This window comes from Pseudomonas sp. BF-RE-21 (assembly GCF_019947305.1).
Taxonomy (GTDB): Bacteria; Pseudomonadota; Gammaproteobacteria; order Pseudomonadales; family Pseudomonadaceae; genus Aquipseudomonas; species Aquipseudomonas migulae.
Genome location: NZ_JAGYGF010000055.1, coordinates 1 through 11,975, shown reverse-complemented (window position 1 = coordinate 11,975; position 11,975 = coordinate 1). Strand labels below are relative to the sequence as shown.

At 58.6% G+C, this 11,975-nt stretch carries 4 protein-coding genes; 2 read left to right on the top strand and 2 right to left on the bottom strand.

Annotated elements, in window-relative coordinates; genetic code table 11:
- Positions 1 to 66: 66 nt before the first annotated feature.
- Positions 67 to 1,296: a hypothetical protein gene (locus KGB25_RS25250; protein WP_223437179.1), complete on the top strand. Its 1,230-nt coding sequence runs from the start codon at positions 67 to 69 to the stop codon at positions 1,294 to 1,296.
- A 44-nt stretch (positions 1,297 to 1,340) separates the two neighbouring features.
- Here KGB25_RS25250 and KGB25_RS25245 read toward each other — a convergent pair whose 3' ends face one another.
- Together KGB25_RS25245 and KGB25_RS25240 are read right to left on the bottom strand one after the other, a co-directional pair.
- Positions 1,341 to 6,167: an NEL-type E3 ubiquitin ligase domain-containing protein gene (locus KGB25_RS25245; protein WP_411740740.1), complete on the bottom strand. Its 4,827-nt coding sequence runs from the start codon at positions 6,165 to 6,167 to the stop codon at positions 1,341 to 1,343.
- Positions 6,168 to 6,575: 408 nt separating this feature from the next.
- Entirely contained in the window at positions 6,576 to 9,692 is a 3,117-nt protein-coding gene (locus tag KGB25_RS25240) for a transglycosylase domain-containing protein (protein ID WP_223437175.1), read from the bottom strand.
- Between the two features lie 600 nt (positions 9,693 to 10,292).
- Here KGB25_RS25240 and KGB25_RS25235 point away from each other — a divergent pair.
- Positions 10,293 to 11,714: an amino acid permease gene (locus tag KGB25_RS25235; protein ID WP_223437173.1), complete on the top strand. Its 1,422-nt coding sequence runs from the start codon at positions 10,293 to 10,295 to the stop codon at positions 11,712 to 11,714.
- Positions 11,715 to 11,975 lie beyond the last annotated feature (261 nt).

The window sequence follows — 11,975 nt, the reverse complement described above, 5'->3', positions numbered from 1 at the left end:
TGTTTTCGTATGTTTATGCCGGGAAAGTGCTGGCATGGTTCTAATGGGACGGTGGAGTTCGTATTGATGAAATCATCCAAACGATTGCGATCGTTAATCTTGTTTGCCCTGGTGAGCTTGATTGTTGGAGCTACGGGTTCGGCTTTCGCAGTCACCCTGGAAATGAGTGCCGTGTTTCGACCTGATCCGGCAAACCCCATGCGTAATGCTTTCGAGAACACCACACCGCAAGGTGGTCATTGCAAAGAGCACCCAACGTACTGTGGGCCTGGTGTCTTCAGTATTGGGGTGCCGATCCGGTTCAGGGCTGTAGCGCCCATTCAGGCTTTGCACGAAGAACGCCAGGGGCCTATGTTTCGGCTTCCGTCCTCATGGAAGGACACGACGGTCATTCATGATGAAACGGGTGAGTCTGCGACGGTCAGAATGCGTTTCAGCGGAATCGGGGCGGCCTATACAATCAAGACACCTCTTGACTCTAGCACCTGGATCGACCACTGGGGATGGCCGTCGCCACCCTGTGTCAAGGGTGGAACGAGCTACGGCAACGCCTATTATTTCGCTTTTTTCTGGAGGATCCCGGCGGATGGAGGTGTTTGTTCGAAGCAAGCTCAGTTGCCGATAACGCAAGACTATGGTTTTGCCTATGAAAATATGAGCTTTTCATACGAGCTGGCAACGCCCAATCCCTTGCAGATGTCGACGGGAACTTACAGGGGTGTTTTGAATTATGTCGTGGGTCCTCTTGGCGATTTTGATATGGGCGATATCATGTTGCCTGATGACGATTTGATAAGCCTTAATTTCACTCTAAGTGTCGAACATGCGCTCAAAGTGGAGATTCCACCGGGCGGCAATCGCGTCGAATTGGTCCCGAAGGGTGGCTGGCAAGCCTGGCTGACACAGGGGCGCAAGCCGACACGGCTGTTCCGGGATCAGACATTCAATGTGTCATCGTCAAGTCGCTTCAAAATGAGTCTGGACTGTCAGTACAGCCTGGATGGCAATCGCTGCGCGGTGCGTGATCCGGTTTCAGGACATGTCGTGCCGCTAGACGTCAGCGTGACCCTGCCCAATGGCCTGGTGGATGCCGCCGCGCAACCGGTCAGTCACCGGCCGTTGCGGCGCGACGGCAGTGGCACCGAGCTGTTCCAGCCGCGCTTTTATGTCGATCGCAAACCGGGAACGCTGCATTTCGAGGTCGCGCAGGACGAAGTCGACGAAATGCTCAAGCCCGGTGTCGCCAGATCTTATTCGGGCAATGTCACGGTGATCTGGGATTCCGAAGTGGGTTAAGGCATGAACCCTGATGCATCGTCCGATGCATCAGGGGTTGCCGATTATTGCTCTGCGGCTTTCTGCAGCGCTGCGCGGGTCAGTTTTCTGCTCAGCTCTTTTTCTTCGTAGCCCATGTCGTGAAGCAGTCGGAAGTAGACCTCATCACTCATGTCTTCATCGGTGAGCACCACACTGTCATCGACATCCAGGCGGCGGGCGAGGTCTTGCAGGCGCTGCTTGAGCGCACGTCGTTGCGCAATCTGTTGGTTTTTGGAGCTTGCCCAGGCGTGCTGAGCTTCGCGCAACTCATCCAGCAAATCGCTTTTGCTTTCGTACAGTCGGGCATTGCGCCTGAACTCGTTCGGGTAAGTGTCACGCAGGTATTTCTCCCAGAACGGCTGTTCGAGCATGTCGTTGATCAAACCGTCGCCGGCCTCCATCGCCATCACTGTATCGAAAGCCGTGTCGAGGGTCTTGGCGCTCACGCGGGCCAAGGGGCGATGCAGCATCGACTCCGATTGCCACGGCAAGCCGAGGCGTTGAGCCAGGCCGGTTTCGTAGGCGAGGTAAACCTCCACCTCATCGGGAGTGCCTTCACGGCCGCCGAAATCCGCACGGGCGATGTCATCCACGCGGGCGAGGCGAGCGGCACCTTTTGCCAGGTTCACCAGTTTGTTTTCGAGGACGGCGTTGGACGTCGACAAGGCGTAGGCTTCGGAGGCGAGCACCTTGATGCCCATGTGGTTGAACACTTGGGCCCCGGCATCGGCGCAGGTGGTGGGCGCCTTGGCCATTTCGAACAGTTCGTTGCGTAACGGAGTGTCCAGGTCGATGGCCTCGACCATGCGCCATACCCGGCTGCTGAGTTGTTGGCGCAATTCACCGCCGGCGCGGTAATCGGCGGAGAGTGTCTGTTTCTGGATCAAGGCAAAGAAATCTTCGGAGCCAGGCTCGGTCATCAGATCGTGCCAGGCGTCCTCGCGGAAAGTACCCAGCCCTCCGACCTCGGGACTCCACCAGACAGAGTCGTCCTTCGTCGGCCATTGGTGCATCGTGTTGGCGGCCGCATCGACATAGGGCTGGTCGGGAGCAATGCCGACCGAACGCCGATAGGCTTTGAACGTGATCTGGTTTTCCTGCGAAAGTCTCTTTGGAAACAAGCGGGTCCGCGCCACGAGGAAGGCCTCCTCCGAGCCTGGCACGACCGTTGGAATGACGCTGATCGGGTTCTCCTGCAAATCCAGATAGAAGCCCCGTGGTCGACGTTTGCTGAAGGGCCCGAACAGGCCATCGGGCCAGGTGGTTGCCCCTGTGTTGCTCAAACTCAGGATTCTCAGTTTGGGCATGCGTCCGACGTTCGGAAGATTGCCCAGCCGCGTGTTGTCATCGAGCCTGATGGTTTCCAGGTAAGTCAGGTTTCGCAGTTGCTCGACGGCCGACGGCGTCAACGTGATGTCATTGTTCATCAGCCGCAACGTCCGCAGGTGGTGCATCTTGCCGATGGTCTCGGGAAGTCGCGTCAACCCGCAGTTGCGGGCGCTCAGTTGACGAAGGTGCGGGAATTCGCCCAACAGGCCGGAAGAGGTTTCGGAAAAGTGGGTGCGATCCAGATTCAGGGTGCTGATCTGATCGACGTAATGTTTGATATCCGGCGGCAGTTCCTTCCACCAGCGTTCGAGGTCGGGCACATCGAACTCTACGGACAGGTCCAGCGCATAACCGCCGTCGACCGTGGTACTGCGCTCACCGAAAACGGTGGATTTTCTTTTGAAACAATCGATGAGCCGTTCGGCAATGTGCTGTCCTCCACCGCGTACGAACCCTTGTCGATCAGGCCCCCATGTCTCCGGCCGCTGGTATTGCCACCGATTGAGTATCACGCGCAGGTCATCGAGCTCTCGATCCAGCCTCGTCAGCGTCTGACGTCCTTGCTCTGGCGAACCCAGGGATCGAACGAAGGTAGCGACCTCTCGTTCGTTGAAGTGCGGGTACACATCCTGCACCCGTTCGGTGAGCGTGGCGGCAGTGATGGAGAAGCCGGGACCGCGCAACAGCATCATGTCTTCGTGGTTCGCCATCGGGCGGATCGGCGGGGCGGCGAGTGCGGTGCGGCGTTCGGCCGGAGTATCGGTCCTGGCCATGACCCATTGCTTGAAAAACGCCCCCTGGCCTGGCCGATAACCCAACTGCGCCTGTTTGTTTTTCGGTAACGCCGTGAGCACGGCTTCGAAAAAATCAGCGGCGTCGTGCAGTTTGTGGTTGTCGGCGTCCCAGACTTCGAACCGGTTGGCGTCGTCCTTGACCAGCACCCGCACCGTCGCCGCATCATGTGCCCCCACGCTGCCGCGCAGTGGTCCGGCATCGTTGCCTTCACGCACCTCGATACGCAATTGCGCGAAGGTGTCGGTATGAATCCTGAGCGCATTCAGCACCAGGCTTTCGGTTTGCGCCACCCACTGCGCGCCGTCATGAAAGCCCTCGTACGCATGGTTGGTCCGGGCTTCGAAGGCGGCTTCACGGGCGCGGCTCTTTAGGCTCAACGGCAGGCGTCGTTCCTGGGTCATGCGCGTGAGGTCGGCCGCGTCGGAACTGTTCAGCAGCGTCTGTGCCGCGCGGGTCGGCAGCTCGGGGAATGTCTGGCGAATGAGTCGGACCTGCGGGTCGTCGGACGCTTCTGCACCTTGGTAAAGCTGATTGACGATGTCTGCGTTCAATCGATTGGCTTCGTCCGCCAGTCGATTGCGCAGGGCTTGCACCTGTTCACTTTTGGCGGTTGACCGACCGAGCATCGCTTGCAGCTCTTCTTCACTGAGAAACTCGACAAGCCTCGGCGCAAACTGTTCGCTCATGAGCTGCGACTGGCTGGTGGACAGTGTCTGCGCCTCGCTCGCCTCGGGATTGCCGTACTGGCGAAAGCGCCCGGTCATGTCGGCGTCTTCGTAAACCTTCAGGGCTTTATCCACAGGCCAGCCGTCCAGGTAAGTCGCCAGAGATTCAAACCACCAGGAGGCAGGGGCCAGAGCTTGACCTGTTCGAATCCGTTCAATGGCCTCGCGGGTCTGGCGCTGGATTTTCAAGCGTGTGAGGCTGTCGTCCAGTAGCGGTGGCGGGGTCGTGTTGTCGACGTACATCCGGCGCAGCGCAGCGTCGTCGGTGCCGCTGGCGATGCGCACATGGTCCAGTTCTGCGTCGCTGAAGCCGTCCACGGAATGGCCGAGGCGACGCATCAACGTCGGGCGCTGCCACGCTCGCGGGTTCTCGGCTTCGTGGGTCCAGGCGCCCTGGCCGTTATGTTTCAACTCGGGTAAATAGGCGTTGTCGCGGTGCGGGTGCTTGACGCGGTAGTTGCCGGTTTGCGGATCTTTTTGCACGGCATAGTGTTTGTCATCCAGCGGCAAAATGTCCTGGCCTTCGTGGGCATGGAGACCCAATGCGTCAGGTTTCGCTTTAGCGGGCAGTTTTACATCCGGCCTCTCATAAGGCTTGAGATCGGGATGCCAAAGCCGTGGTTCGCCATTGGGCAGAGCCACCGGTTTCATGCCTTCGATCAGCGGCGAAAGCTTCAGGCGCGCAACGTTGCCGATCTTCACCCCGGCGGCGAACGCTACCAACTGAATGACGTCAGTCACTACGCCGATGATGTGTTCGGCAGCTTCAGTCCACAGCCCCATGGTCATATCCAGGATGCCTTCGATGACGTCACTGGCCATCTGATACGCCGTGTAGACCATCATCAATTCACCCAGCCCCGGAACGAACGGCGTGACGACCATCAGCGCGACGTTGAAGATGTCCGAGACTATTTTCTTGAAGTTTTCCCACCAGGCCCATCGGGCATTGCTATCGCTATCGGCGGTGGACACGGCAATGTGTCGGGCGTCATTCAGGACTTTATTGAGCTTCTGCTGAAAGAGGTATTCCCAGAGTTCGCTTTGGATCGGTGCCGCCTTGAAATGCAGATTGGGTTTGTCGACGGGCACTTCCCGCCAGCTCGGGCCCTGCTCCAGCGGCGCTTTCTGATGCCATTTCACCTCGAACAGACGTTGCTGCAGCCCGCCGAAAAAATGCCCGCGCTCCGATTGATCGACGAACCGACTGAAGTACTGCTGGTAGGTCATGCCGGTGGATGAAACGACGTTGTTGTCGCGCAGCTGGCGCGTCAGTTCATTCATGAACGCGACGGTCGAGGGGTACTCTTTCAGTGGGTGCTCAGGGTCCTGGGGGACGTAAACAATCACCGGCGTCACCTCACGGATGTGTTGTTCCGGCCTGGGTGTGATCAACACGATTGCGCTCAGCGGGCTGTCGAGAATCGACAGTTCGGCAAATTGCATCACCCGGCCTTTACGGGTGAGGTTGCGCTGGCCATCAAGCATTTTCAGGATCAGGTCACTGGCCTCGGCGTCGATGTCGCCCTTCAGAACAGCCAATTGGGCGGCGGCTTTGAACGCGGCTTTCTCGCTCTCGACGATTTTTAACTTCAATAAACCTCGGGCGAGGCCGTCACTGGGCAGCAACTGTTCTTCGAGGTATTTCGTGTAGCGCGCGCCGATGTCCAGTTCGCGGCAGAGGTTCTGGAACTGGGCAATGGACATTTTGTGTTTGATCGGCAGGACGTCGAAGTGCCCGCGTGCGTCGGGCTGGCTGATGAAGACCGAGTCCGGTTCGCAGGTTTCGTGACGTGCGAAGTTGTGCAGGGCGGCGTCCAGCAATGAGACGGTTCGGGTAACAACACCGCCGGAGACGTCGAAGACATACCACGGGCGTGCTTTGGGTAAGTACAGATGCAGGAACGTGCGGGTGACATCGACATCGACGTTGAATTTTTTTTGCAGTGCGTCGGTGAGTAACGGTTTGGCGAACGTGTAAACGTCCTGCACTTCATCCATGAACCGGTCGACTGCATTCTGCGCGGACCAGAGGTCAAGATTGGCTTTTTGTAACGGCGCATGGTCGAAGTCTGTGACGCTTCGGACCCAATGTCCTGAAGCCGTTTGTGTGCGGCTCAGTTCATGAGCCCGTCGCACTGAAGCGCCTTTGAAAACGGGGTGGATACGGTTCTTGATGAACGCGTAATGGTGACCTTTATTGTCGTCGGCCACGGGTGACGGTAGCGCTGATATACGTCCGTGTAAGTCAGTCATGCTTTCAATAAACCTTGAGCATTAAGTGGAGTGACCAGCCTAACGCCCGAGGTTCAAAGTAAAAGTCTGAATTCCAGCTGCTTGAAACGCGTTCTTCCCGGCAAAGCATTGGAATTTTCAATGCCGAAAATAACTATTTACCGCCATCGTTTTTCAGCGTCGTGCGACCTCCACGGGCAGGCATTGCGTATGTGTGCCCGGTTGCAGATACGGCGTGAGAATCGGTGCCATGCCCTTGAGCACTTGCACCGGTAAGGCCGAGGTGAACTTGAAGGCTTCGGCCGTGCGACCGGGTACGAATGCGGTCAACGTACCGAAGTGGCTATCGCCGATATAAAACACAAAGGTGGCCGTGCGGTTGATCGACTTCGAACTCAAGATTCGCCCTCCGGAACCAATGGCTTCGATGCGGTTGTCACCGGTCCCGGTCTTGCCGCCCATGGCCAGCGGCTTGCCATCGGGGGTGATGAAACTGCCGGAAACACGTTTGGCCGTACCCGCGTCCACCACGTGCGACAAGGCCTCGCGCATGGCCGTGGCCACTTCGGACGGCATCACCCGTTTACCCACATCCGGGTCGTTGATCAGCTTGGTTTCATAGGGCGTATTCGCCGCGAAATGCAGGCTGTCGATACGCAGCGTCGGCATGCGCACGCCGTCGTTGAGGATGGTGCCGATCAACTCCGCCAACGCGGCCGGGCGGTCGCCGGAACTGCCGATGGCGGTGGCCAGCGAGGGCACCAGGTGATCGAACGGATAGCCGACTTTCTGCCAGCGCGCGTGAATGTCGAGGAAGGCCTCGATCTCCAGCATGGTGCGGATGCGGCCATCACGGGCACCCTTATGCTTGCTTTTGAATAGCCAGCTATAGACTTCCTGGCGTTCAAACTGACTGGCCTTGACGATTTCGCTCCACTTGGCGTCAGGATGATTCAACAAATAACCGATCAGCCACAATTCCAGCGGGTGGACCTTGGCGATGAAGCCCTGGTCCGGCAAATCGTAGATGCCTGGGCTGTAATTTTCGTAAAGCCGTTGCAGGCGTTCGTCGGTGAGTTTCTCGGTGAGCTTGGCGCCTGAGAGGTGCGAGCGCACGAAGGTGTTGAAGCTTTCCTGACTGGCTTGCGGCAACAGGTAGCGATGCACCGCAGCCATGCGAATCGGCGTCGGGCGCATGCTGTCGAGGAAGGTTTCGAGCCGTGCCTGGGTGTCCTTGTTTTTGTAGCGCTTCCAGAACTTCAGCAGGAACGAAGTGCCCTCGCGGTCGGCGAACTCGGCCAGGTATTCCTGACGCCGAGGATCGCGGTCGTCCCCAAGCAGGGCGGCGCTGTTGTTCGGGCCGGAGTAGGTGGTGTAGCGCACCAGATCGCGCATCAGCCGAATGAACGGCAGGTTGATCGATTCGCGCAGGGCATCGCGCAAGGTCGGTATGCGACCGTTGTCTTCCTTGCGGAAGTTGACGAAGGTATGCAGCCCGCCGCCGGTAAAAAAGGCTTCGCCGGGGCTGGCCGAGTATTTGCGGTCCAGCGCGGCGCTGAGCATGGCCGACAGGTTGTGGTCCTTGTTCTCGATCAGGTAATCGACGGCCCAGCGGCTCAGGCGATCCTGATCCGGGACGTCGACTTTCTTCAGTTCCGGGACGGTCATTTCGGCGTACTTGTCGTGCAGCTCGGCAATGATTTGCAGGTAAGTCGTCAGCACCCGCATTTTCGCGGTGGAGCCCAATTCCAGTTTGCTGCCTTCGTTGATATCGAATGGCTGATCGGTGCTGTCGGTCTGCACGCGCACCCGCGAACCGTCCGGGGTCAGTTCGAACAGCGTGAAGCTGTAGCGCACTTGCGTGGTGCTGGTGGGGGTGAGCAGGCGTTCGCCCATCAAACCGATCTGCGTTGCAAACGCCGGGTCGGCCAAGTGCTTGAGGTACTCGGTGACCTGGGTTTGCAGTTCGCCTTGCAGGGTGCTGGTGGCGGAGAGATCGAGGCGGTCGAGGTCGTACAGCGGACGATTGAGCAACCCGCCCAGGCGACTGCGCGCCACGCTGATGCCTTTGTTGGTTTCGATCGGTTGAATGGTCGGCTGGGTCTGCCAGTCGCGATAGGTCACTTTGCTGGCCAATGCGGCGGCGGCGAACGGCGCGTCGATCACAAAGTTTTGCGCCAACAGGCGAATGTGACTGTCGGTGAGGTCGGCCAGCTCATCGCGGCCCTTGGTCAGGTAGTGGGAAGGGCGGCGCTGGGCAATCATCAATGAGAGCATCTCACGCAGGGCCAGGCCTTTTTCCGCCATGGCCTTTGGATCCGTGTCGGTACTGGCCAGCCGTTCGTTGGCCTTGTTGAAGTCGGCGCCGTACCAGACACGCAAACCTTCGGCCATGCCGTGCACTTCCCCGTGGCCGGGCACGGCGGACAGGGGCACGCTGTTGAGGTAATCACGCACCACGTTCTGGCGCGCCGCAAGCGTTTCCGGCCCCGCTTGATAGGCACGAACGCTGGCGGAAATCATCTGGCGGATTTTTTCCCCGCCGGACACGGTCAAGCCGTCGGGCGAGTGTCGATACTTCTCGAGTTGCGTCGCGAGGGTACTGCCGCCCGCCGATTGGCCAGGCATGTGCAGCATTTTGGCGACCTGCGACCACGCCGCCATGCCGAAACGTGGCCAATCCACGGCGGGGTTGGCCCGGGGCTGACGAGGGTCGAGCAGGAAGCGGTTTTCGATGAACAGCAAACTGCTGACCACCACCGGCGGAATCGCGTCAAAGCTTGAATAGAGCTGCTGCGGGTATTTGTACTGATAAAGCGGCGCCGCATGGCAATCGGTGATCGACAATCCTGCCTGGATCTTTTCCGCATAGGGTACGAAAAAGCCTTTGTCGGTGTAGTCCATCAACGGTTGGGAGAAGCGGGTCTGTGCCGCAACGACGTAGTCGCGCTTGATCAGGCGCGGCAGGAATTCACCCAGAGAGCTGTAGCCCAGACGCAAGTCAAAAGGGCCGGCCCCTGGATAGCGAATGGCATCGCTTGGGCCTGGCTTCAGTTCGTAACTCAGGGTAGCGGCATATTTGCTGGCTTCCCGGGATTGGAACTTCGAGGTACGCATTTCCCTAGCAGCGGCCAACCCCAGAGCAATCAGGATAATCAACACCAGCAACCAAAACGCCTTCCACCCGTGTTTGGTACGACTACGACGGGGTTTTTCGGGGATAGGCGCTTCATCCACACGTTCAGTCGGGACCACAGTTTTACTCGTATCGGTTTGCCATAACGCGCCCATAGTCGACTGATCCATTCACGCAGATTGATCGGACTTGTTTGAAGCTTAGACGGTGGATGCTGCCGGTGAAAAAATTGTGAACACCCGGATATCGAATATTCACCCTGACGGGGCGTGAGCGAATGTTCTCTTTGCAGGGGGCTGGCTTGTTGGCGATGGCGGTTTCACGGGCGCCATCGCCAGCAAGCCGGCTCCTACAGGGGGGAGGTGAGCCCGATATTTTGGACAGTGTCCCCGATCCGTAGGAGCCGTACTAGAGCCATCGCCACGTAAATGCTGCCTAGGTAGGGGCATGACGATGCACCAATGCTGTGCAATACTCCGCGCCGCTTTAGCGGTAAAAATTCCTACAAAAAGTTAGGTAATGCACCTCCAAAAACCGCGCTTTTGCCGAGAGTTCTCGCTGAATATTGTGGGTTGTAGAGTGAAATATCCTGCTGGAAGCTTTTTAGACTGCACGTCCCGCTGATCTTGGAGGGTTTTGCCCTGCAGGACGGTTCTGCCCACGAAGCAGGTCCGGTTTCAGGCAAGCAATGGCTTATCGGTCAGCGCTTCGACACTCGGTGGTCATATCCAATAACAAGACGAGGTTGTACCCCTATGCCAGTCGGCAATCACCTGCCCCACGGCGAGACCGCTCAGGGCGGCCCGCTTAAACGCGAACTCGGCGAACGGCATATTCGCTTGATGGCACTCGGTGCCTGTATCGGTGTCGGTCTGTTTCTCGGTTCGGCCAAGGCCATCGAAATGGCTGGCCCGGCCATCATGCTGTCCTACATCATCGGCGGTCTGGCGATCCTGGTGATCATGCGCGCCCTCGGCGAAATGGCTGTGCACAACCCGGTCGCCGGCTCCTTCAGCCGTTATGCCCAAGACTACCTTGGCCCGTTGGCGGGGTTCCTGACGGGCTGGAACTATTGGTTCCTGTGGCTGGTGACCTGTGTCGCGGAAATCACCGCAGTGGCGGTGTACATGGGCGTCTGGTTTCCCGAGGTCCCGCGCTGGATCTGGGCACTCGCCGCGTTGGTCAGCATGGGCTCGATCAACTTGATCGCCGTAAAGGCCTTCGGTGAATTCGAATTCTGGTTCGCCCTGATCAAGATCGTCACCATCATTGCGATGGTGATCGGCGGCGTCGGCGTGATCGCATTCGGTTTCGGCAACGACGGCGTGGCGTTGGGGATTTCCAATCTCTGGGCTCACGGCGGCTTCATGCCGAACGGCGTGCAAGGCGTGTTGATGTCCCTGCAAATGGTGATGTTCGCCTACCTCGGCGTCGAGATGATCGGCCTGACCGCCGGTGAAGCGAAGAACCCGCAGAAGACCATTCCCAACGCGATCGGCTCGGTGTTCTGGCGGATTCTGCTGTTCTACGTCGGCGCGCTGTTTGTGATTCTGTCGATCTACCCGTGGAGTGAAATCGGCACCCAGGGCAGTCCGTTTGTGATGACCTTTGAGCGTCTGGGCATCAAGACTGCCGCTGGCATCATCAACTTCGTGGTGATCACTGCTGCACTGTCGTCCTGCAATGGCGGCATTTTCAGTACGGGGCGCATGCTCTACAGCCTGGCGCAGAATGGCCAGGCCCCGGCCGGTTTTGCCAAGACGTCGAACAACGGGGTGCCGCGTCGCGCGCTGTTGCTGTCGATTTTCGCCTTGTTGCTGGGGGTGCTGCTCAATTACCTGGTGCCTGAAAAGGTTTTCGTTTGGGTGACGGCCATTGCTACTTTCGGCGCGATCTGGACCTGGGTGATGATCCTGCTGGCTCAGCTCAAGTTTCGCAAAGGTCTGAGCGCCAGCGAGCGGGCCGGGTTGAAATACAAGATGTGGTTGTACCCGGTGAGTTCGTATCTGGCACTGGCGTTTTTGGTGTTGGTGGTTGGGTTGATGGCGTACTTTCCGGACACTCGGGTGGCGCTGTATGTGGGGCCGGCGTTTTTGGTGCTGCTGACGGTGTTGTTTTATGTGTTCAAGCTGCAGCCGACTGGTGTGTCGCAAGGTTCGGTGCGTTCGGCTTCATAGTTTTTGGGGATTGGATGGGGGGCATATCCGTTGCTGCGGTGACGGCGGCTGGCGGTTTCGCCCTTACGGCGAGTCCCTTTTCCAAACGCCGAAAAGGAACCAAAAGGCTTTGCCCCTGACGTACGGTGGCTCGCTAATGCTCGCCATGCCCTCGCTCCGGTCCTGCTCCGTGGGCCCGCCGCCATCGGCCATCCATGGCCGGGGGCGGCTAACCCGGCATCCATGCCGGGTTGCCCACTGCGCAGAACCTCCACTCGGCCT

Coding starts and splice junctions, on each gene's coding strand:
- KGB25_RS25250 (WP_223437179.1), top strand. CDS start 67: ATGAAATCATCCAAACGATTGCGATCGTTAATCTTGTTTGCCCTGGTG.
- KGB25_RS25245 (WP_411740740.1), bottom strand. CDS start 6,167: ATGGATGAAGTGCAGGACGTTTACACGTTCGCCAAACCGTTACTCACC.
- KGB25_RS25240 (WP_223437175.1), bottom strand. CDS start 9,692: ATGGGCGCGTTATGGCAAACCGATACGAGTAAAACTGTGGTCCCGACT.
- KGB25_RS25235 (WP_223437173.1), top strand. CDS start 10,293: ATGCCAGTCGGCAATCACCTGCCCCACGGCGAGACCGCTCAGGGCGGC.